This window comes from Aeromonas allosaccharophila (assembly GCF_016026615.1).
Taxonomy (GTDB): domain Bacteria; phylum Pseudomonadota; class Gammaproteobacteria; order Enterobacterales; family Aeromonadaceae; genus Aeromonas; species Aeromonas allosaccharophila.
Genome location: NZ_CP065745.1, coordinates 3,592,501 through 3,614,009, shown reverse-complemented (window position 1 = coordinate 3,614,009; position 21,509 = coordinate 3,592,501). Strand labels below are relative to the sequence as shown.

The 21,509-nt window shown below is 60.0% G+C and carries 20 protein-coding genes, 1 tRNA gene and 2 rRNA genes (1 of these 23 running past the window's edge); 10 read left to right on the top strand and 13 right to left on the bottom strand.

Features of this window, described 5'->3' with window-relative positions:
• Entirely contained in the window at positions 1 to 1,035 is a 1,035-nt protein-coding gene (gene waaF / locus I6G90_RS16505) for a lipopolysaccharide heptosyltransferase II (RefSeq protein ID WP_197928356.1), read from the bottom strand.
• Between the two features lie 276 nt (positions 1,036 to 1,311).
• On the opposite strand from waaF, the gene I6G90_RS16500 reads away from it, so the two are divergent.
• Positions 1,312 to 2,088: a glycosyltransferase family 2 protein gene (locus I6G90_RS16500; protein WP_005339515.1), complete on the top strand. Its 777-nt coding sequence runs from the start codon at positions 1,312 to 1,314 to the stop codon at positions 2,086 to 2,088.
• Positions 2,089 to 2,138: 50 nt separating this feature from the next.
• Here I6G90_RS16500 and I6G90_RS16495 read toward each other — a convergent pair whose 3' ends face one another.
• Positions 2,139 to 3,176, bottom strand: coding sequence for a glycosyltransferase family 9 protein (locus I6G90_RS16495; protein ID WP_182970141.1), 1,038 nt, complete (start codon positions 3,174 to 3,176; stop codon positions 2,139 to 2,141).
• Between the two features lie 134 nt (positions 3,177 to 3,310).
• Here I6G90_RS16495 and coaD point away from each other — a divergent pair, with 134 nt between their 5' ends.
• Positions 3,311 to 3,793 carry a pantetheine-phosphate adenylyltransferase gene (gene coaD, locus I6G90_RS16490; protein WP_058053275.1) on the top strand — a complete coding sequence of 161 codons (483 nt, stop codon included), beginning with the start codon at positions 3,311 to 3,313 and terminating at the stop codon, positions 3,791 to 3,793.
• A 106-nt stretch (positions 3,794 to 3,899) separates the two neighbouring features.
• Here coaD and I6G90_RS16485 read toward each other — a convergent pair whose 3' ends face one another.
• The 6 genes from I6G90_RS16485 to radC all read right to left on the bottom strand — a co-directional run bounded on the left by I6G90_RS16485 (position 3,900) and on the right by radC (position 7,562).
• A complete protein-coding gene (locus I6G90_RS16485; protein WP_197928354.1) occupies positions 3,900 to 4,772 on the bottom strand; it encodes a VirK/YbjX family protein in 873 nt (290 codons plus the stop codon).
• Between the two features lie 177 nt (positions 4,773 to 4,949).
• Positions 4,950 to 5,762 carry a bifunctional DNA-formamidopyrimidine glycosylase/DNA-(apurinic or apyrimidinic site) lyase gene (mutM, locus tag I6G90_RS16480; protein WP_139407944.1) on the bottom strand — a complete coding sequence of 271 codons (813 nt, stop codon included), beginning with the start codon at positions 5,760 to 5,762 and terminating at the stop codon, positions 4,950 to 4,952.
• Positions 5,763 to 5,786: 24 nt separating this feature from the next.
• Positions 5,787 to 6,242 (bottom strand): hypothetical protein, encoded by a 456-nt coding sequence (locus tag I6G90_RS16475; protein ID WP_139407946.1) that lies wholly within the window; start codon positions 6,240 to 6,242, stop codon positions 5,787 to 5,789.
• Positions 6,243 to 6,335: 93 nt separating this feature from the next.
• Positions 6,336 to 6,503 carry a 50S ribosomal protein L33 gene (rpmG, locus tag I6G90_RS16470; protein WP_005307500.1) on the bottom strand — a complete coding sequence of 56 codons (168 nt, stop codon included), beginning with the start codon at positions 6,501 to 6,503 and terminating at the stop codon, positions 6,336 to 6,338.
• A gap of 11 nt (positions 6,504 to 6,514) precedes the next feature.
• Positions 6,515 to 6,751 carry a 50S ribosomal protein L28 gene (gene rpmB / locus I6G90_RS16465; protein WP_005307492.1) on the bottom strand — a complete coding sequence of 79 codons (237 nt, stop codon included), beginning with the start codon at positions 6,749 to 6,751 and terminating at the stop codon, positions 6,515 to 6,517.
• A gap of 136 nt (positions 6,752 to 6,887) precedes the next feature.
• Positions 6,888 to 7,562 carry a RadC family protein gene (gene radC / locus I6G90_RS16460; protein WP_197928352.1) on the bottom strand — a complete coding sequence of 225 codons (675 nt, stop codon included), beginning with the start codon at positions 7,560 to 7,562 and terminating at the stop codon, positions 6,888 to 6,890.
• A gap of 147 nt (positions 7,563 to 7,709) precedes the next feature.
• Here radC and coaBC point away from each other — a divergent pair, with 147 nt between their 5' ends.
• The 5 genes from coaBC (at position 7,710) to pgi (ending at position 13,117) form a co-directional block, all read left to right on the top strand.
• Entirely contained in the window at positions 7,710 to 8,912 is a 1,203-nt protein-coding gene (gene coaBC / locus I6G90_RS16455; RefSeq protein WP_197928350.1) for a bifunctional phosphopantothenoylcysteine decarboxylase/phosphopantothenate--cysteine ligase CoaBC, read from the top strand.
• 81 nt (positions 8,913 to 8,993) lie between these two features.
• Positions 8,994 to 9,452 carry a dUTP diphosphatase gene (dut, locus tag I6G90_RS16450; RefSeq protein ID WP_005355985.1) on the top strand — a complete coding sequence of 153 codons (459 nt, stop codon included), beginning with the start codon at positions 8,994 to 8,996 and terminating at the stop codon, positions 9,450 to 9,452.
• A gap of 69 nt (positions 9,453 to 9,521) precedes the next feature.
• Positions 9,522 to 10,118 carry a nucleoid occlusion factor SlmA gene (slmA, locus tag I6G90_RS16445; protein ID WP_005339495.1) on the top strand — a complete coding sequence of 199 codons (597 nt, stop codon included), beginning with the start codon at positions 9,522 to 9,524 and terminating at the stop codon, positions 10,116 to 10,118.
• Positions 10,119 to 10,283: 165 nt separating this feature from the next.
• Positions 10,284 to 11,120 carry a mechanosensitive ion channel domain-containing protein gene (locus tag I6G90_RS16440; RefSeq protein ID WP_197928347.1) on the top strand — a complete coding sequence of 279 codons (837 nt, stop codon included), beginning with the start codon at positions 10,284 to 10,286 and terminating at the stop codon, positions 11,118 to 11,120.
• Between the two features lie 347 nt (positions 11,121 to 11,467).
• The gene (gene pgi / locus I6G90_RS16435; protein ID WP_197928345.1) at positions 11,468 to 13,117 is read left to right on the top strand and encodes a glucose-6-phosphate isomerase; all 1,650 of its coding nucleotides are present in this window, start codon (positions 11,468 to 11,470) and stop codon (positions 13,115 to 13,117) included.
• Between the two features lie 160 nt (positions 13,118 to 13,277).
• On the opposite strand, the gene ilvC is transcribed toward pgi, so the two are convergent.
• The gene (ilvC, locus tag I6G90_RS16430; RefSeq protein WP_197928344.1) at positions 13,278 to 14,759 is read right to left on the bottom strand and encodes a ketol-acid reductoisomerase; all 1,482 of its coding nucleotides are present in this window, start codon (positions 14,757 to 14,759) and stop codon (positions 13,278 to 13,280) included.
• A gap of 252 nt (positions 14,760 to 15,011) precedes the next feature.
• Here ilvC and ilvY point away from each other — a divergent pair, with 252 nt between their 5' ends.
• Positions 15,012 to 15,905, top strand: a complete 894-nt coding sequence (ilvY, locus tag I6G90_RS16425; RefSeq protein ID WP_005342097.1) for an HTH-type transcriptional activator IlvY — start codon at positions 15,012 to 15,014, stop codon at positions 15,903 to 15,905.
• On the opposite strand, the gene I6G90_RS16420 is transcribed toward ilvY, so the two are convergent.
• Positions 15,894 to 16,754 carry a type 2 periplasmic-binding domain-containing protein gene (locus tag I6G90_RS16420; protein WP_197928343.1) on the bottom strand — a complete coding sequence of 287 codons (861 nt, stop codon included), beginning with the start codon at positions 16,752 to 16,754 and terminating at the stop codon, positions 15,894 to 15,896. The two genes, ilvY and I6G90_RS16420, sit on opposite strands and share 12 nt — an antisense overlap.
• Positions 16,755 to 16,946: 192 nt before the next feature.
• On the opposite strand from I6G90_RS16420, the gene I6G90_RS16415 reads away from it, so the two are divergent.
• Together I6G90_RS16415 and I6G90_RS16410 are read left to right on the top strand one after the other, a co-directional pair.
• Positions 16,947 to 17,138, top strand: a complete 192-nt coding sequence (locus I6G90_RS16415) for a hypothetical protein (protein ID WP_005339486.1) — start codon at positions 16,947 to 16,949, stop codon at positions 17,136 to 17,138.
• Between the two features lie 73 nt (positions 17,139 to 17,211).
• Positions 17,212 to 19,794, top strand: a complete 2,583-nt coding sequence (locus tag I6G90_RS16410) for a bifunctional acetate--CoA ligase family protein/GNAT family N-acetyltransferase (RefSeq protein WP_197928342.1) — start codon at positions 17,212 to 17,214, stop codon at positions 19,792 to 19,794.
• Positions 19,795 to 20,048: 254 nt separating this feature from the next.
• Here the strand turns inward: I6G90_RS16410 and I6G90_RS16405 are convergent.
• From I6G90_RS16405 to I6G90_RS16395, 3 genes are all read right to left on the bottom strand, one after another.
• Positions 20,049 to 20,125: transfer RNA gene (locus tag I6G90_RS16405), tRNA-Asp, on the bottom strand.
• A gap of 97 nt (positions 20,126 to 20,222) precedes the next feature.
• Positions 20,223 to 20,337: ribosomal RNA gene (gene rrf, locus I6G90_RS16400) — 5S ribosomal RNA — on the bottom strand.
• 124 nt (positions 20,338 to 20,461) lie between these two features.
• Positions 20,462 to 21,509: ribosomal RNA gene (locus tag I6G90_RS16395) — 23S ribosomal RNA — on the bottom strand; it runs 1,842 nt beyond the window's last position.

Here is a 21,509-nt window from a genome sequence, read left to right as displayed (position 1 = left end):
TTACTGACTCTGCTCCAGCTTCTTGCAGGCATCGACCACCTGCTCCGGCGCCAGGTCGATCAGGCACTTGAGATGGCCGAACTTGCAGGTGCGCTTGAAGCAGGGACGGCACTCGATGTCGGTGTGAACGATCTCGACCCGATCCGCCAGCGGCGGGGTATAGAGCGGTGAGGTAGAGCCATAGACCCCCACCAGCGGCCGGTTGAGGGCGGCGGCGATGTGCATCAGGCCGGAGTCGTTGGAGATGACCCGGCTGGCCAGCGCCATCAGATCGATCGCCTCGTGCAAGCTGGTCTTGCCCGCCAGCACATGGCAGTTGGGGCGTGTCAGCAGATTGACCCGATCCCGGATGGTATTGCCGACCGGCACATCCTTGTTGGAGCCGAAGATCCACACCTGCCACCCCTCGTCCAGATGCTGCTGGGCCACCACGGCGTAGTGCCCCTCCGGCCAGCGCTTGGCCGGGCCGAATTCGGCACCGGGACAGAGCACCAGCACCGGGCGGGCGCGATCCAGCCCCAGCCGCTCCAGCGCCTTGCTCTGGTTGATCAGATCGACGTGGAGCGAAGGGTGGGGAATAGTCGGAATATCGGCCCGGCTCTTCATCTGCGCCTTGGGATAGGCGAGCGCCAGATAGCCCTCCACCATCAGCGGGAAGGCGGACTTGTTGCTGCGCAGGTCATTGAGCAGACCGTAGCGGCTCTCGCCCTTCCAGCCGGTACGGACCGGAATGCGGGCAAACCAGGGGATCAGCGCCGACTTCATGGAGTTGGGCTGGACGATGGCCTGATCGTATTTTTCGGCCGCCAGCTGCTTGCCGAGGCGGCGGCGCGCCACCAGCTTGAAGTCACCGTGGCCAAGGGGCATGGTGATCGCCTTGTCCACCTCCGGCATCCGCTCCAGCAGGGCGCAGCACCAGGCGGGGGCCATCACGTGCAGTTCGCACTCCGGATGGTTGGCCTTAATCGCCTTGTAGAGGCTCTGGGACATCACCATATCGCCGACCCAGGAGGGGCCGATCACCAATATTTTCATCACGCGTCTTCTCTCGGGACTGGCCCGGCGGTTAATCATCACTGGGCGAGATTATGCCCCAAGAATGGTCGGATAAATAACAGAAGATCCTTGGCAATCGCCTCTGCCGTCTCATTTTCCCACAGCTCTTCTGAAGAGATGCAACGCCAGCCGGGCAGGCAAACAGCTGGCAGAAACGGGTAATGGCGGCTCTCTCTTTAGCCCGTTTTTCCGTTAGAATGGCCCATCAATACGCATTCGACCCGCCAGCCGGGCAATAACCGTGAGCCCACATTCGTGAAAAAACCGACTCTGGCTGCCGTTCTGATCGTCAAGAATGAAGCCGACAACCTGCGCAAGTGCCTCGCCTCCCTCGACGGACTGGTGGACGAGATCGTCATTCTGGACTCCGGCAGTCAGGACGAGACCCCGGCCATCGCCGCCGAATTTGGCGCCCGCTTCTTCGTCAACGCCAAGTGGCCAGGCTTTGGCAAACAGCGCCGGCTGGCCCAATCCCACGTGCAATCCGACTGGGTGCTGTGGCTGGATGCCGACGAGCGGCTCACCCCCGAGCTGAAAACCGCCATCGCCAACGTGATGGCCAATCCGGCCAGCGATACCATCTACTCGATCCCGCGCCTCTCCTGGGTGTTTGGCCGCTTTATCCGCCACAGCGGCTGGTATCCGGATCGGGTGCTGCGCCTCTACCCCAAGGCACTCACCAGCTACAACGAGGCGCTGGTGCACGAGAAGGTCGAAGTGCGCGCCAACATGAAGATCGTCAATATTCATGGCGACCTGCTCCACTTCACCTATCGGGATCTGGAGCACTATCTGGTCAAATCCGCCGGTTATGCCCGCGCCTGGGCCGATCAGCGCACCGCCCGCGGCAAGAAGGGCTCCCTCAGTCAGGGGCTGATCCACGCCGTCGGCTGCTTCCTCAAGATGTACCTGCTCAAAGCGGGCTTCCTCGATGGCAAGCAGGGGCTACTGCTGGCGATCCTCTCCGCCCACTCCACCTTCGTCAAATACGCCGACCTCTGGGTGCGCCAGCAACCGCAGCAGCCGGAATAACCGTCATACGAAACAGGGCCCCGCGGGCCCTGTTTGCATTGCTGCATACCTTACTTGCGCCAGAACGGCGCCGCCCAGCGGGCCATCACCGGCACCATGGTCTTGGGATCGAGCTGGCTCATATCCTCCGGGTGGTCGCTGTCCTCGGGAGGGCTGAAGGCGAGGTGACGCCCTTCGCTGTTGAGGGGCTTCCAGCGTAGCGGGGTGGCGGAGCGGCGCATCGGGAAGAAACCGACGGTCGGCACATCCAGCGCACCGGCGATATGGAGCGGCCCGGTACTGCCTGCCACGAACAGGGCGGCGTTGGCCAGCACCTGACAGAACATCGGCAGACCGTCGCTGGAGCGGTAGATCCAGCCGTTGCCGCCGTGAGCCAGCAGCTCGGCCGCCAGCTGTTCGGCCATCTTCTCCTCGCCCGGGCCTGCGGTCAGCACACACTGCAGCTCGGGGCAGGCCTGATTGAGCTTGATGATGATGCGGGCATACTGTTCGATGGAGAGGTTGTTGGCCGAACCACCGCTACCGGCATGCACCATCAGCCAGGGACGGCTGGCATCGAGCTTGAGCTTGAGTGCCAGCTGCTCACGTACCTGCCGCAGGGTCTCGTCATCGAACTGCAGGAAGGGGGTCTTGGGCTCCACCACGGCCACCTGCTGATCGGCCAGGAAGCGGCGGATCAGCTCCAGGTTGTACTCGGACTCCGGCTTCTGGGAGCGGGAGCGGCGCTGCACCAGTCGCTGGTTGTAGAGCACCTGCGCCAGCTTGGTCGCCGGGGCCAGCCGGTAAGGGATGTGTGCCTTCCACACCAGCATGGCGTTGCGGGAGTTGGAGAAGAGGCAGATTGACGCGTCGAACGCCGCCGCCTTGATCCGCGCCAGCAGCGCTCGCTGTTGCTCCTTGTCGGCCCGCACGCCCGGATCGATGATCACCTCGTCAATCCAGGGGCAGAGCCGGGCCAGCGGCGCCGTGTAGGCCGGAACCAGGGCAGTCACATGACACTCCATGGAGCCTTTGAGCATGGCGAAACTCGGCCACGCCAGCATGAAGTCACCAATCTTGTCATTGCGAACGACCAGAATACGTTTCATAAAAAATCCCTTTGCTCCCTGTCACCAATGCAAGGAGGCTTGATGCGCGATGGCGTATTCTTGCCTGATGCACTGCTATTCTCAAGCGACGACCTTATAATGCGACCAAATTTACAGGTTGCAGGACCGCAAAGATGACTACCAGGGTAATTTATCCCGGGACTTTTGATCCCGTTACCAATGGCCACGCCGATCTGATCGGCCGGGCCGCCAAGCTGTTTGACGAGGTGGTGGTCGGGGTCGCCAACAGCCCGAGCAAACGCCCGCTGTTCGATCTGGCAGAACGTGTCCAGCTTGTCCAGCAAGTGACCAGCCAGCTGCCCAACGTCAAGGTGGTGGGCTTCTCCGGCCTGCTGGTCGATTTCGCCAAAGAGCATCAGGCCAACGTGCTGATCCGCGGCCTGCGCGCCGTCTCCGACTTCGAGTACGAGTTCCAGCTGGCCAACATGAACCGCCGCCTGATGCCGGAGCTGGAGAGCGTCTTCCTCACCCCGGCGGAGGAGAACTCCTTTATCTCCTCCACCCTGGTGAAAGAGGTGGCGCTGCACGGTGGCGATATCCGCCAGTTTGTCGATCCCGTGGTGGCCCGGGCCATCGCTGCCAAACAGAAAGGGTGATCCCCTTCTACACTCGCCATTCCCGACGGCAACAACGAACAAGGGCTACCCGCGGGTAGCCCTTGTTGCATCTGTCTCATTATGGAGAGGTCAGCCTGCTTGCCGGTTACTGACGGGCAAACTGCTCGCTCATCTCCTGCACCAGCAGATCGAGCCACTCGTAGCGGCGCCGGTACATGGCCCGCTTCTTGGAGGCGATCTCCTCCAGCGGCTTGCGCGGCTGGGCTTGCAGGGCGACGAAGTTGGCGTCCACATCCCGGGCATCGAACTCCTGCCACAGCTCGTCATAATCGGCCTGCAAATTGGCTTTCTGCTTGCTGCTGTAGCGCTTGGCCTGAAACACGTGGGCCCGCTTGCGCACCGCCAGCACCTCTGTCGCCCCCATGGTCTGCGCCAGTTGCAGCACCAGTTGCACCAGCAGGGATTTGGGCCGCAGGCCGTGCCCCTCTTTGGTCAGCTCGCGTACCAGCTCCTGGGCATTGTCGACCGCAGGCTCCGGCCCCTGCATGGAGCCGATCATCAGCATCAAACGTTCCGCACTGCCCGCCAGCGAAAAGGCGCAGCTGTAGAGGCGCTGTCCCTCACCGTTGACGATGGAGAGCGCCAGCTCAGCCTCGCGGCGGAAGGTGCCATCGTAGCGCAACACAATGTAACAGCCGCTCAGGGGATAACGCCCAAGCTCGATCCCCTCACCCAGATAGAGCGGGTTGATCAACTGCGGGTAGATCTCCAACAACAACCGGTAGTGATTTTCCAGCATTTCGGCACGTTGGGAAGGGGTAGATCCAGCAAAACAATATGGGCGCATCGGTTTATCAAGCAACTCTGGATGACTCGCTGGCAATGCATTCAGGTGGGACACCTGAAACAGGTCAAACACCTTGCTCAATTGTCGCCGATACAGCAGACTGCGTAAAATGAACTTGCCACGATTAAAAACCTTCCGATCGTTATCCTCCGGATACAAATAACGAGCCATATTTTGGGCACAATAACGCCCAAACTGAGATAAATTGCCCCAAGTTACTGCTTTTTTTATCACGATCCGATTCTCATACTGCCTGAACGGACGAGATACTAGTGACCGCTGTGCAAATCTTCAACAGCGTGGAAATACGCTGTTACAACTTCCCCCGGATCGGGGCAAAAAGTGCGCTCAGCGCTGGCAATGGCTGCAAAAAACCGTGGTTCGCTGCCCCATTCTGATCTCGCTCAGCAGGGTGTGACAGTGGAAACAGGGCTGGCCGCCCCGGCCATAGACCTGCAACTGCTGCACGAAATAGCCCGGCTTGCCATCGGCACTGGTGAAATCCTTGAGGGTGGTGCCGCCCTGACGAATCGCCTCTGCCAGTACCCGCTTGATCTCGACCACCAGAGTACCCAGTCGTTCGGCGCTGATATTGCCCGCCGCCCGCTTGGGGTGAATGCCGGCGGCATAGAGCGCCTCGTTGGCGTAGATGTTGCCCACCCCGACCACCACCTGATTGTCCATCAGGAACTGCTTGATGGCGGTGCTGCGCCCCTTGGCGCGCCCCTGCAGGTAATCGGCATTGAAGGCATCGGTGAGCGGCTCTGGCCCCAGCTTGGCGAGCAGCGCATGGGCTTCGGCCGGTTCACGGGTCCACAGCAGGGCACCGAAGCGGCGCGGGTCGTTGAGCCGCAGCAACTTGCCATTCTCCAGCTCGATATCCACGTGGTCATGCTTCTCGGCCGGGGTGCCGATATCCAGCACCCGCAGGCTGCCGGACATCCCCAGATGGAGGATGGCGGTGCCGAAATCGGTCTCCAGCAGCAGATATTTGGCGCGGCGACGCACCCGATGGATGGTGAGGTCCACCAGCTCCTGAATTTCACCGGGGATCGGCCAGCGCAGGCGGCCATCCCGCACTACCACGCGCGTCACCTTGATACCGGTGAGCCAGGGGGAGATCCCCTGACGGCTGACTTCAACTTCTGGCAATTCAGGCATGGGCACCTCGCAAAGAAAAGGAACTCAGGGGGCAGGACGCAGCAGATCGCGATACTGCTCGGCAGTGAGGGCGAGCCAGAGACCGGAGGGCAGCTGGGCGCCATATTGGCCGCTGTTCTGATAGAGGCCGATCTCGACCGGATCGCTCTGGCCGGCAATCCACACCTTGATGGCCACCGGGGTGCCGCGCACCGCCTCGCCGGGGGGCAGCAACCAGCCCTGCCAGCGCGCCAGACGGGCATCCAGCTGCGCCGTGTCGAGCCCCAGATCCGGCAAGCTGCGCCAGCCCTGACCGATCCGCTCAATCTGCCAGCTCGGCCCCTGCCAGGTGAGCACCACTGCTGCATCAGGCAGCAAGGGGCGAGCCCGCTTGGCGCTGTTCTCCTGCTGGGCAGTCTCCATACGATGCAACAGGGTGATCACGATCAGCACCACCACGATGATCACGTTATTCCAGCCTTTGCGGCTCAATTTGAACATGGCAAGCCTCCCTTTGAACCGGCAGTGTACTGAATTCGGCGCATAAAAAAACCCGGCACGAAGCCGGGTTTTTGGGAATGCAGCATCAAGTAATTACTTGATTTTGCCTTCCTTGTAGATCACATGCTGACGAACAACGGGATCAAACTTTTTGATCTCCATTTTTTCGGGCATGGTGCGCTTGTTTTTGGTAGTGGTATAGAAGTGACCAGTACCGGCGCTGGAGTTCAGGCGAATTTTCTCGCGAATACCTTTAGCCATGATCTAATTCCTTATACCTTAACACCGCTGGCGCGCAGTTCAGCCAGAACCACTTCAACGCCACGCTTGTCGATGATACGCATGCCTTTTGCGGATACGCGCAGGCTTACGAAGCGTTTTTCACTCTCAACCCAGAAACGGTGAGTGTGCAGGTTCGGCAGGAAACGACGCTTGGTGGCGTTGTTAGCGTGCGAACGGTTGTTACCAACTGCCGGGCGCTTGCCGGTTACTTGGCATACTCTAGACATGTCAGTCTCTCCAAATCTTACTTCATTGCTCGAGCAAATATCTGCCCCGCTGGCCTTCGATTGCGGGGCAAACAGAAGGCGGCATTTTATACAGCATCCGTGATCAAAGATCAACTAATACGGTGCCAGAGCACAGTCATAACCAACCGCGCTCGGCAAAAGAAACCGTGATGCCGTCACCGATCACCAAGTGATCCAGCACTCTGATATCGATCAGGGCCAAGGCGGCCGTGATCCGATCCGTGATCTGGCGGTCGGCCCTACTGGGCTCGGCGACGCCGGACGGGTGATTATGCGCCAGAATCACCGCGGCTGCATTATGTTTGAGCGCGATCTGCACGATTTCTCTTGGCCAGACGCTCGCCGAATCGATTGTGCCGTAAAAAAGCTCAACAAATTGAATGACTCTGTGCTGATTGTCGAGCAGCAGCAGGGCAAACACCTCGCGCGGCCGATCCCGCAACTGGGCTTGCAGATAGTCGCGGGTCAGCTGGGGCGAGGTGAGGGCATCACCCCGTTGCAACTGCTGCGCCAGATGGCGTTTGGCCATCTCCAGCACCGCCTGCAACTGGGCATATTTGGCCGGGCCAAGGCCGTGGGCCTCGCAGAAAGCGCGCTGATCCGCCCCCAGCAAGCTACGCAAAGAGCCGAATTGATTCAACAGCTTGCGTGAGAGATCCACCGCGCTCAGACCATTGACGCCGGTGCGCAGAAAAATGGCGAGCAGCTCGGCATCGGAGAGCACAGCAGGCCCCTGACGCAGCAGCTTCTCTCTGGGTCGTTCATCTTCCGGCCACTCTTTGATGCTCATTTGTCTCTCCCTCATCCCTGTTGAGAAAAAACATAGCAAAAAATTGCGCGTGCCCGACCACACCCCTTGATGCCAACCCCTGTCGTCATCCATTGCCTGTGGTATCTTAGCCGACCAGTCAGAATGAGCCGGATAGAGAAACAGCAGATGAGATTGGCCGATAAACGCATCCTGTTGGGTGTCAGTGGCGGGATCGCCGCCTACAAGAGTGCCGAGCTGGTACGCCGCCTGAAAGATCAGGGCGCCGAAGTGCGGGTGGTGATGACCCGCTCCGCCAAGGAGTTCATCACCCCGCTGACCCTGCAGGCGGTCTCCAGTCATCCGGTGGCCTACAGCCTGCTGGATCCCTCTGCCGAGGCGGGCATGGGCCATATCGAGCTGGCCAAGTGGGCCGATCTGGTACTGATCGCCCCCGCCAGCGCCAACCTGATGGCGCGGATGGCTGCAGGCATGGCCGACGAACTGCTGACCACCCTCTGTCTGGCCACTCCGGCGCCCATCGCGCTGGCACCTGCCATGAACCAGCAGATGTATCTCAACGCCGCGACCCAGGCCAACCTCAAGACCCTGGCCAGCCGCGGCATTCTGCTGTGGGGGCCGGATGCCGGCAGCCAGGCCTGTGGCGATGTGGGCCCGGGGCGGATGCTGGACCCCCTCGAACTGGTGGATCGCTGCTGCCAGCAGCTGGCCGCCGAGCCCTTGCTGGCGGGCGTCAAGCTGCTGCTCACCGCAGGACCAACCCGCGAGGCGCTGGATCCGGTCCGCTACATCAGCAACCACAGCTCCGGCAAGATGGGCTTTGCTATCGCTCGCGCTGCCCGTGAAGCGGGCGCCGAAGTGACGCTGGTGAGCGGCCCGGTGACGCTGGCTACACCTGCTGGAGTCACCCGCATCGATGTCGAGAGCGCCGAGCAGATGCATCAGGCGGTGATGAGCCGGGTCGGCGAGTGCGACCTCTTCATCGGCTGCGCGGCCGTGGCCGACTACCGTCCTGAGCAGGTCGCCAGCCAGAAGATCAAGAAGACCGGCGACAACGACCAGATGGTGGTGAAGCTGGTGAAGAATCCCGACATCATCGCGGCCGTCGGTGCCCTTTCAGACAAACCCTTCACCGTCGGATTTGCCGCCGAAACCGTGGATGTGGAACAATACGCCCTCGACAAGTTGCAGCGTAAGCGGCTGGACATGATCGCCGCCAACGATGTGTCCCGCGAGGGGCAAGGCTTCAACGCCGATGACAACGCCCTGACCGTGTTCTGGCAAGGGGGCCAGGCCCCGCTGCCGCTGGCCGACAAGCTGACGCTGGCCCGTCACCTGATCGCCCTGATTGCACGCCACTACCGGCACTGAGCGTCCCGAAAGAACAAGACTCACGGCGCCCCGCCTTGCCAAGAGGGGTGCCAACACAAGATCCAACTGAAAAAGCGATTCATGACTACACAAATTGAACTGAAGATTCTGGATGCCCGTATCGGTACCGAGTTCCCGCTGCCCGCCTACGCCACACCGGGCTCTGCCGGTATGGATCTGCGTGCCCTGCTGGATGCGCCGCTGACTCTGGCTCCGGGTGATACCACCCTGGTGCCGACCGGTCTGGCCATTCACATCCAGGATCCGGGTCTGTGTGCCACCATCCTGCCCCGCTCCGGCCTCGGCCATAAGCACGGCATCGTGCTGGGCAACCTGGTCGGTCTGATCGATTCCGATTACCAGGGTCAGCTGATGGTTTCGGTCTGGAACCGCGGCAAAGATGAGTTCACCATGCAACCCGGCGAGCGCATCGCCCAGCTGGTGATCATGCCGGTAGTTCAGGCCAGCTTCCAACTGGTCGATGAGTTCAATCAGAGCGAACGGGGTGAAGGCGGTTTTGGTTCTTCTGGTCGCCAATAACAGACCACACCAGCCTGATGTGGCGGTGCTTAATAACAGAATCAAGCCATTGTTTTTTTAGGGGAATCCATGGCAAGCAGTAATCAGAAACAGAGTCGGCGCGATCAGATCCTGCAAGCGCTCGCCCATATGCTGGAAACCAGTCCGGGTCAGCGCATCACCACGGCCCGTCTGGCGGCCGAGGTCGGCGTCTCTGAAGCAGCCCTCTATCGACACTTTCCCAGCAAGGCGCGGATGTTCGAGGGGCTGATCGACTTTATCGAGGATTCCCTGCTGTCACGGGTCAATCTGATCATGGCGGAAGAGAAGGACACCATGGCGCGCTGCCACCACATCCTGCAGCTGCTGCTGGTGTTCGCCGAGCGCAATCCCGGCATCACCCGCATCCTCAACGGCGACGCCCTGCTGGGTGAGCACGATCGGCTGCGGGATCGCATCAGCATCCTGTTCGACAAGCTGGAGACCCAGATCAAACAGGTGCTGCGCGAGAAGCGGCTGCGCGAAGGTCAGGGCTTCCAGCTCGACGAGACCATGCTGGCCAATCTGCTGCTGGCCTACACCGAAGGTCGCATCAGTCAGTTTGTGCGCTCCGAGTTCAAGCTCAAACCGACCGCCGGATTCGAAGATCAGTGGCAATTTATCCGCAGTCAGCTGCTGCAGAGCTGATCGGAAGCGCTTTTCAGCGAGCATGAAGAAGGGAGGCCTTGGCCTCCCTTCTTTTTTGTGTCAGTTTTTTATGGCAGAAAAGAAGTACCAGATGCGACCCGGACTGTCGCGCTGCGGTGTTAGATTCATCCACCATAAACCTTTTAGAACCTGACAGGACATCCTATGGAACCCGAAATCATTACCGAAGCGCAGACCTGGCTGGTCAATAATCAGGGACTGCTGATCGAATACGGCGTCAATATCGCAGCGGCCCTGCTGACCCTGCTGGTCGGTTATATCGCCGCCAACCTCCTCAGCGGTGGCGTGGTCAAGGTGATGCAGGCCCGCAAGCTGGACACCACCGTCACTCACTTCGTCGGCAGCATCCTCAAGTACGCCATTCTGGTATTCGTGGTGATCGCCGCGCTGGGCCGTGTTGGCGTGCAAACCGCCTCCTTCGTCGCCATTATCGGTGCCGCCGGTCTGGCCATCGGTCTGGCGTTGCAGGGCTCGCTCTCCAACTTCGCAGCCGGTTTCCTGCTGATCATCTTCCGCCCCATCAAGGCAGGCGAGTTTATCGAAGTAGCGGGCACCAACGGTGTAGTACAGTCCGTTCAGCTCTTTACCACCACCCTCACCTCCGGTGACAACAAGATGGTGGTAGTCCCCAACTCCGCCATTCTCAACGGCACCATCGTCAACTACTCGCGCATGGATACCCGCCGCGTCGATATGACCTTCGGCATCGGCTACGGCTCTGACCTGCGCAAGGCCAAGCAGATCCTCGAGCGTCTGGTGAACGAAGAGCCGCGCATCCTCAAAGATCCGGCCGCTACCATCGCCGTCGCCGCGCTGGCCGACTCCTCGGTCAATATCGTGGTGCGCCCCTGGGTGGAAACCGCCGATTACTGGGGTGTCTGGTTCGACTTCCACGAGAAGGTAAAACTGACCTTTGATGCCGAAGGCGTCGAGATCCCCTTCCCGCAGATGGTGATGCACATGCAAAAACCGCAGGCGTGATCGCGGTTCTGCAGCAACCCACAATGCCAGCCTTCGGGCTGGCATTGTCGTTTCTGGCCCCAGCCCATGGCCGTTTTGATGCATAACCACGCCACCCGGATGAAAACAATTTCAGGCCATCGGGGTGGCCCCAATCATGAGCAAGCGCAAGATCCGCCTTGCTTTCGTGACTCATAATCCCAATGTTCTGGTTGTATGCTCCCGACAGTGACCCATTGCGGTAAAAGACAATCGGTAAAAATCTGTTACACGGGCCGCCCGATCGGCTCGCTATAATGCTCGGATAATAAGGTTTGGCGGGACCTTGCCTGCAAGGTTCAAACACAACTTGGCATTTCAGGAATCCTATGAAAAATATCAATCCAACCCAAACCCAGGCCTGGCAGGCACTGGAAGCCCACTTTGCAGCAAACAAAGAGACCCGACTCAAGGATCTGTTCGCGCAGGACCCGAAGCGCTTTGACAAGTTTTCCCTCACCTTCGGCGGCGACATCCTGGTTGATTACTCAAAGAACCTGATCACCGAAGAAACCCTCAAGTTGCTGGTTGATCTGGCCAAAGAGACTGATCTTCGCAGCGCGATCGACGCCATGTTCAATGGCGAGAAGATCAACATGACCGAAGGCCGCTCGGTACTGCACGTGGCCCTGCGCAACCGCTCCGACCGCCCCATCGAATGCGACGGCAAGGATGTGATGCCGGAAGTGAACGCCGTACTGGCCAAGATGAAAGGCTTCTGCGAGAAGATCATCTCCGGCGAGTGGAAAGGCTACACCGGCAAGGCGATCCAGCACGTGGTCAACATCGGTATCGGTGGCTCCGATCTGGGCCCGGTGATGATCACCGAGGCACTGCGCCCCTACAAAAACCACCTGCAGATGCACTTCGTCTCCAACGTCGATGGCACCCACATCGCCGAGACCCTGAAGAAGATCGATCCGGAAACCACCCTGTTCCTGGTGGCCTCCAAGACCTTCACCACTCAGGAGACCATGACCAACGCCCTGACCGCCCGCGACTGGTTCATCAACATCGCCGGTGACAAGGCCCACGTTGCCAAGCACTTCGCTGCGCTCTCCACCAACGGCAAGGCCGTGGCCGAGTTCGGTATCGACACCAACAACATGTTCGAGTTCTGGGACTGGGTTGGCGGACGCTACTCCTCCTGGTCTGCCATCGGCATGCCTATCGCCCTCTCCGTCGGTTTCGAAAACTTCGAAGCCCTGCTGCAAGGCGCCTTCGAGATGGACATGCACTTTGCCACTGCCTCCTATGAGCAGAACGTGCCGGTGCTGCTGGCGCTGATTGGCCTGTGGTACAACAACTTCTACGGTGCCGAGTCCGAAGCCATCCTGCCGTACGACCAGTACATGCACCGCTTCCCTGCCTACTTCCAGCAGGGCAACATGGAATCCAACGGCAAGTACGTGGATCGCAATGGCAAGCCGGTTGACTACCAGACTGGCCCCATCATCTGGGGTGAGCCGGGCACCAACGGCCAGCACGCCTTCTACCAGCTGATCCACCAGGGCACCAAGCTGATCCCCTGTGACTTCCTGGCGCCAGCCATCAGCCACAACCCGATCGGTGACCACCACCCGAAACTGCTGGCCAACTTCTTCGCCCAGACCGAGGCACTGGCCTTCGGCAAGAGCAAGGAACAGGTCGAAGCCGAGTTCCTGGCTGCTGGCAAAACTCTGGAGCAGGTCAAGGATCTGGTACCGTTCAAGGTGTTCGAAGGCAACCGTCCGACCAACTCCATCCTGTTCAAGAGCCTGACCCCGAAAACCCTGGGTGCCCTGATCGCCATGTACGAGCACAAGATCTTCGTACAGGGCGCAATCTGGAACATCTTCAGCTTCGACCAGTGGGGCGTGGAGCTGGGTAAACAGCTGGCCAACAAGATCCTGCCGGAGCTCAACACCGCCGAGGCTGTCACCAGCCACGACTGCTCCACCAACGGTCTGATCAACACCTGGAAAGCGTGGAAAGCCTGATTTATCCGGCCTTTCTGAATGCAAAAGCCCCGCTCGATGAGCGGGGCTTTTTTATTTATGGCTGTCGGGCTGGGTTTTCTGGCTGGCTGGTCGGGTGTCCAGTCCGACCGGCGACGGAGATCGTCATCCCCGCCCCTTCATCATCCAGCTCGATGCTGACTTAACCGCCAACGGCGATGCGCTTCATGTCTTTCATATAACCACGCAGTACCTGGCCGATCTTCTCGATCGGATGGTTGCGGGTCGCTTCATTGGCCGCCAGCAGCGCCAGGTTATCTACGCTCTGCCCTTCCGCCTTGCTGGCACCCAGATCGCCCGCTTTCAGGGTCGGCATGAAGTGCTCGCGCAGCAACGGCACAGCGGCGTTGGCGAACAGGTAGTTGCCGTACTCGGCGGTGTCGGAGATGACCACGTTCATCTCGTACAGACGCTTGCGGGCAACGGTGTTGGCAATCAGCGGCAGCTCGTGCAGGGATTCATAGTAGGCAGACTCTTCATAAATACCGGAAGCCACCATGGTCTCGAACGCCAGCTCGACACCCGCCTTGACCATGGCCACCATCACCACACCATTGTCAAAGTACTCCTGCTCGGCAATCTTGCCTGCAAACGCCGGGGCGTTTTCGAAGGCAGACTTGCCGGTCTCTTCACGCCAGGTGAACAGTTTGACGTCATCTTCGGCCCAGTCGGCCATCATGCCGCGGGAGAACTCACCGGCGATGATGTCGTCCATGTGCTTCTCGAACAGCGGGCGCATCAGGGTCTTGAGCTGCTCGGAGAGCTCGAAGGCACGCAGCTTGGCCGGGTTGGAGAGGCGGTCCATCATCAGGCTGATACCACCCTGCTTCAGGGCTTCGGTGATGGTCTCCCAGCCGAACTGGATCAGTTTACCGGCGTAAGCCTTGTCGGTCCCTTCGGCAACCAGCTTGTCGTAGCAGAGCAGGGAACCGGCCTGCAGCATGCCACAGAGGATAGTCTGCTCGCCCATCAGGTCGGATTTCACTTCCGCAACAAAGGAGGACTCCAGCACCCCGGCACGGTCGCCGCCGGTGGCAGAGGCCCACGCCTTGGCGATGGCCATGCCTTCACCCTTGGGATCGTTCTCCGGGTGAACGGCGATCAGGGTCGGTACGCCGAAACCGCGCTTGTACTCTTCACGCACCTCGGTCCCCGGGCACTTCGGAGCAACCATGACGACGGTGATGTCGGCGCGGATCTGCTGACCCTCTTCCACCACGTTGAAGCCGTGGGAGTAGCCCAGCGCGGCACCCTGCTTCATCAGCGGCATCACGGTTTTCACTACGTTGGAGTGCTGTTTGTCCGGAGTCAGGTTCAGCACCAGATCGGCGGTCGGGATCAGCTCTTCATAGGTGCCGACCGCGAAGCCGTTATCGGTAGCTTTCTGCCAGGAGGCGCGCTTCTCGGTGATGGCGGCCTTGCGCAGGGCGTAGGAGATATCCAGCCCGGAGTCACGCATGTTCAGCCCCTGGTTCAGACCCTGGGCACCACAGCCCACAATCACCACCTTCTTGCCCTTCAGCACGTTGCAGCCGTCCGCGAACTCTTCGCGCTGCATGAAACGACACTTGCCCAGCTGGGCCAACTGCTGACGCAGGTTCAAGGTGTTGAAATAGTTAGCCATGGTGATTGCTCCGTTCGATTGATTCCATGCCGGATAGCGGCGTTGTCTGAACCACTATAGCGCGGGACACTTATTGCCTGAACTGATATATTCGAAACAGTACGTTGCAATAATTGAAAGATGATTCTCGGCAATTTCACCCCATGGGTGCTCCCGTTTTAGCAATATCGCAGATGAATTATCTGGGGTGCAGTTGCCTGAACAGGAGTGTTCGGCATGACGCAATGCCCTGACTGCAGCAGGAAGTGATCAATGGACCTTCGCAATCTCGAGCTGTTTCTCCACCTCGCCGACTCCCTTCATTTCGGCAAGAGCGCCGATGCCATGGCGGTCAGCCCCTCCACCCTGAGCCGCGCCATCCAGCGGCTGGAGCAAGAGACCGGCTGCATCCTGTTCGAGCGGGACAACCGTTCGGTGCGGCTCACCCCCGCCGGCGAGAAGCTGCGCGAGTTTGGCGGTGGCCTGTTGCAGGAGTGGCGTCAGCTCAAGCAAGAGCTCAAACGCAGCGACGAACCGCTGCAGGGGCGATTGCGGGTGTTCTGCTCGGTCACTGCCAGCTACTTCCTGCTGCCCGAGGTGCTGGAGCGCTTTCGCCGCCGCTATCCCCAGCTGGAGATCAAGCTGGAGACCGGCGACCCGGCGCTGGCGGTAGACAAGATCCTGGCCGACGAAGCCGATCTCGCCATCGCCGCCCGCCCCGATGCGCTGCCCGCCAAGCTGGAATTTGCCAGCCTGCAACTGGTGCCGCTGGTGTTTATCGCGCCGCGCAATGCCCCCCAGCTGAACCAGTGGTTCCGCCAGGGCGAGCCGGACTGGGAGCAGCTGCCGGTCATCCTCTCCGAGCAGGGCTTGGCCCGCAAACGCAGCGATCAGTGGTTTCGCAACAAGGGGATAGCCCCCAACATCTACGCCGAAGTGGCGGGCAACGAGGGGATTGTCGCCATGGTGGCGCTCGGTTGTGGTGTGGGGCTGGTACCGGCTGCGGTGATCGACCACAGCCCGCTCGGCGACAAGGTGCGGATCATCGACCTCAAGCCCGCCTTCAAGCCATTTGATGTGGGTATTGGGGTGCTCAAGAAGCGACTGGAAGAGCCGCTGATCCGCGCCTTCTGGGATACCGCACAGAATCAGGGCTCATTGCGCTGACACCGGATTATAGATAAGGGCCGGATCGGCCATCATGATGCGGCTGGGCAGCGGCAAGTCGGGGTTGTGCAGCTCGAGGCGCACCCGCTCATCCAGTTTCAACCGCCGAATGGTGCTGCCAAATCCCTCCTCGAAGATCCGGTCAAAATCCCCTGTTTTCCGCGCCCGCTGCAAGCCAAGCTCGATGCGCTGCGCCAGCTCCGGGTATTTGGGGGAGACGAAGAACAGCAGCGCCAGCGGATAGCGAAACACCAGACGGGGCTCGATGGCGAGATCCGGATGCTGCCTGAGCTCATCCTCGACCTCGATGACCGAGCGCAGGAAGCAGTCAAAGCGCTTCTTGCGCAACATGTTGAAGAGCGCCTCATAGAGATTGCCCACCGTTACCTTGAGGCCGTTAGCCCGCAGCAACTGGGTATCGGGCCAGGATCTGTGCTGACCGATGGAGAGCCCGGCGCGATGCCAGTCTGCCAACGACCCGATCGCGGCAAATCGCCCCTCATCGCCCTGCCGAATGAGGCACACCCGCCAGCCTAGCAGCCCCTTGGCCAGCGGAATGTGGATTGCCAGCAACTCCCGCTCTCGCTCGCCATCCGGGGCAAAGACGCCGACCTGAACCAGCTCGCCGCTGCGCAACTCTTTCACCGCCCGCCCCTGCTCCATCTGCGGGCTGGATACCAGCTGGTAGGGGCCATATTCGGGCACGGTGAGATCGAGGGAGAGCCGCAGCAACTGGACGACGGCGGGGTTGGGGTGATCCAGCAGCAGATTCCAGGCGCGGATAGGCTGCTCGGTTGCCGATACGCCAACCGTCCACAGTGCCATGCACCACCACCAGACTCTGATCATCCCTTGCACCATCCGTGCCTCGTGCTCCTCGCCATACTATAACGCCAGCCAGCGCCTCCACTGTGCCCTCTCTGAAAGATGTGTGAGCACTCTCGTGTCAAATCTCGTGTCAAAAGTGACAATAGGCAAACTTGGCTGGTCATCGCAGACTGGACGTTCATCAACATACGCCAAGGCGCAGGGAGGAGAGCCATGAAACAGCATCTGGTAGAGATCAAGGGTTCAACCCTGTTTGACGAGTATCTGCAAAGCATGGGCGTACCCAGCACGGCGCTCGATCGGGAGCAGGATATCTATCTACAGGAACGCCACCTGGGAGCCATTCGCCGGGTGCAAGGCGAACTGCGCTTTTATCTGCGTGCCAATGCCCTGAACAAACGGTGATCAGGATCCGGTCACAGAACCCGCAACAAAGGCGTATTAGACTGGTATCTTCCCCCTTCTGTCGGGAGTGCCCATGAAAGCAAGCGGTCTGGATCGGCTGTTCAAACCCCACTCAATCGCCGTGATCGGCGCCTCGACCGACCCGCTCAAGGCGGGTCATGTGATCGTGCGCCACCTGCTGGCAGGCCAGTTCAAAGGGCCCATCCTCCCCGTCGCCCCGCGCAACAAGGCCATCGCCGGCGTGCTGGCCTATCCCGATATCGCCAGCCTGCCGCTGACTCCGGATCTCGCCATCATCTGCACCAGGCGGGAGCGGGTCTTGCCGTTGCTGGAAGCGCTCGGCCAGAAGGGCGCGGGGGCGGCCATCATACTGGCCGCCGACTTTTCTCCCGAGGAACGGCTGGAACTGAAACGGGTCTGCCAACAATATGGCATTCGCCTGCTCGGCCCCAACAGCATGGGAATGCTGCTGCCCGGCCAGGGGATCAACGCCAGCTTTTCCCCCATCGCTGCTAAGCCGGGGCAGGTCGCCTTTCTCTCGCAATCCGCCGCCGTCAGCACCACCATTCTGGATTGGGCCAAGCAGCATGAACTGGGCTTTTCCGCCTTCATCTCGCTGGGTGATCACTGCGATATCGACTTCGGCCAGCTGCTGGACCAACTCTCCCGCGACAGCGTCACCCGCGCCATTTTGATCTACATGGACAAGTTGCACGACGCCCGCCACTTTCTCTCGGCGGCGCGGGCAGCCTCGCGCAACAAGCCGATCCTGGTGCTGAAAAGCGGGCGCCACGATCCGGTACACGGCCTCGACAATGTCTATGATGCCGCCATCCGCCGCGCCGGTATGCTGCGGGTGCGGGATACCCACGAACTGTTCGCCGCGGTCGAAACCCTGAGCCACTCCATGACCCTCAAGGGGGAGCGGCTCGCCATCATCTCCAACGGCCGCGGGCTGGCCAATATGGCGGTGGATGTGCTGCTGGAGCGCGGCGGCAAACTGGCTCGCCCGCCGCTCGACATTGGCAGCGATGCCACCATTACCACCTATCAGGACGCGCTGGACAGCGTGTTGCAGGAGGATGGTATCGACGCCATCCTGATCATCCACGCCCCCTCGCTCACGGCACCGAGCGCACCGCTGGCCAGCCATCTTATCGCCCATCTGAAACAGCACCCCAGGGCGCGCCGTTTCAACATCCTCACCAACTGGGCGGGCGAATACTCGGCGCAGGAAGGGCGCAAACTCTTTACCGAGGCGGGGTTCCCGACCTACCGCACGCCGGAAAGCGCCATGGCCGCCTTCATGCACATGGTGGAATACCGCCGCAACCAGAAGCAGTTGATGGAAACCCCGGCGTCACTACACGGCAACCAGCTCAATGTCGAGCTGTGCCAACAGCTGATACGTCAGGCGCAGGAGCGCAAACAGCTGAGGCTGGATACCCATCTGGTGCATCCAATTTTGCAGGCTGCCGGCCTCTCGACCCTGCCAACCTGGATCGTTACCGACGCCATCGAGGCGACCCTGACCGCCGAGCAGATCGGCTATCCGGTGGCAGTGAAGCTGCGCTCCCCCGATATCCTGCACAAGTCTGCCGTGCACGGGGTGGTGCTCAACCTACGTACCTCGGCCGAAGTGGCGCAAGCCGCAGATGCCATTCTGGATCGGGTCAGACAACACGATCCGGGCGCCCGCATCGAAGGCTTGCTGGTGCAGCGGATGGCCCGCCGCAGCGGTGGCCTGGAGCTACGGGTGCGGATCCAGCAAGACGCCATCTTTGGCCCCGTCATCCTGCTGGGGGAATCAGGCGCCGAACCGCAGGAGATGGTAGCAGCCTTGCCACCGCTCAATCAGGCGCTGGCTCGTTACCAGATCATCGGTGCCCTCAAGAGCCGCAAGATCCGCGAACAGGCCACGCCGGAGCGACTGGATATCGATGCCTTGGGCCAAGTGCTTTGCCAGCTCTCCGAGCTATTGCTCGCCTTTCCGGAGATTCAGGAGCTGGACCTGCACCCGCTGCAAGCGTGCGGCGCCGAGATGGTGGTGCTGGATGCCAGCCTCACGCTGGCTGACCCCGCCCTCCCGGCCAGCAACCGACTGGCGATCCGCCCCTATCCAACCGAACTGGAGGAAGGCGCCTGGCTTAAAGATCAGCGCCATATCCTGCTGCGCCCGATCCGGCCGGAAGATGAACCGGCTCACAAGCAGTTCGTGCTGCAAGTCTCCGATGAAGACAGGTACAAACGCTTCTTCGCCGATGTGGGTGAACTGGGTCATGAAGAGCTGGCTCGTATGACCCAGATCGATTACGACCGGGAGATGGCCTTTGTGGCAGTGGGGCAAGATGGCGAGCTGCAGGATCAGATCCTCGGCGTGGTGCGCGCTATCTCGACTCCGGACCTGAGCGATGCCGAGTTTGCCATTCTGGTGCGATCGGACTTGAAAGGGGTGGGGCTCGGCAAACTGATGATGGAGAAGATCATCCGTTATGCCAAAGAGCAGGGGATTGGCCAGCTATCCGGCATGACCATGCCGAGCAATCGCGGCATGGTCAACCTCGCCAAACGGCTGGGATTCAAGATCGACGTCCAGATGGAAGACGGGGTGGTCAATATGGCACTGCCCTGTAGCCAGCAGGCGATAGAAGCCTGATTTGGCCGCCTGTAGACTCGTTCAAATAGTCGCGAATGAAGCCCGCATGGCTCAACAATGGTGGAAATAGCAGGCTATCTGGCACTCTCTTGGCAGGTAAAAACCAAACATTGGCTGTTTAATTCGCTAAAAACACCAAAGCCCGGTCGAGAGACCGGGCTTTGGTGTTGGTTCTGGTGTGCAAATCTGGGGTAAGTGGGAAAAACCGCCCATAGCAAAAAGGCCTTCCTAGTCAGGAAGGCCTTTCAAATTAGTGGCGGAGCGGACGGGACTCGAACCCGCGACCCCCGGCGTGACAGGCCGGTATTCTAACCGACTGAACTACCGCTCCGCTGTCTGGTTAGCTTTTCGCTAAATTGTCTGCCGCTTCAACGAGGTGTCATCCTCTCGGCCAACGTCGTGATGTCTCACAGCGTTGTTTAATTGGTGCCTGGCAGTGTCCTACTCTCGCATGGCGAATGCCACACTACCATCGGCGCTACCGCGTTTCACTTCTGAGTTCGGCATGGGATCAGGTGGTTCCACGGCGCTATGGCCGCCAGGCAAATTCTTCAATCTTGGAAAGCTGACGTGAATAACGATGTTGCTTGATGCTTGTCGCTATCACTGAATTTTTTAAGTAGTTCGTTCATTCGCTACAAGGCCCAGAACACTTCTTGGGTGTTGTATGGTTAAGCCTCACGGGTAATTAGTATGGGTTAGCTCAACACGTCGCCGCGCTTACACACCCCACCTATCAACGTTGTGGTCTCCAACGGCCCTTTAGGACCCTCAAGGGGTCAGGGATGACTCATCTCAGGGCTCGCTTCCCGCTTAGATGCTTTCAGCGGTTATCGATTCCGAACTTAGCTACCGGGCAGTGCCACTGGCGTGACAACCCGAACACCAGAGGTTCGTTCACTCCGGTCCTCTCGTACTAGGAGCAACTCCCTTCAATCATCCAACGCCCACGGCAGATAGGGACCGAACTGTCTCACGACGTTCTGAACCCAGCTCGCGTACCACTTTAAATGGCGAACAGCCATACCCTTGGGACCGACTTCAGCCCCAGGATGTGATGAGCCGACATCGAGGTGCCAAACACCGCCGTCGATATGAACTCTTGGGCGGTATCAGCCTGTTATCCCCGGAGTACCTTTTATCCGTTGAGCGATGGCCCTTCCATTCAGAACCACCGGATCACTATGACCTACTTTCGTACCTGCTCGACCTGTCCGTCTCGCAGTTAAGCTGGCTTATGCCATTGCACTAACCTCCTGATGTCCGACCAGGATTAGCCAACCTTCGTGCTCCTCCGTTACTCTTTGGGAGGAGACCGCCCCAGTCAAACTACCCACCAGGCACTGTCCGCGAGCCCGATTCAGGGCCCTGCGTTAGAACATCAAACATACAAGGGTGGTATTTCAAGGACGGCTCCAGCGCAACTGGCGTCACGCCTTCAAAGCCTCCCACCTATCCTACACATGTAGGTTCAATGTTCAGTGCCAAGCTGTAGTAAAGGTTCACGGGGTCTTTCCGTCTAGCCGCGGGTACACCGCATCTTCACGGCGAATTCGATTTCACTGAGTCTCGGGTGGAGACAGCATGGCCATGGTTACACCATTCGTGCAGGTCGGAACTTACCCGACAAGGAATTTCGCTACCTTAGGACCGTTATAGTTACGGCCGCCGTTTACCGGGGCTTCGATCAAGAGCTTCGCTTGCGCTAACCCCAT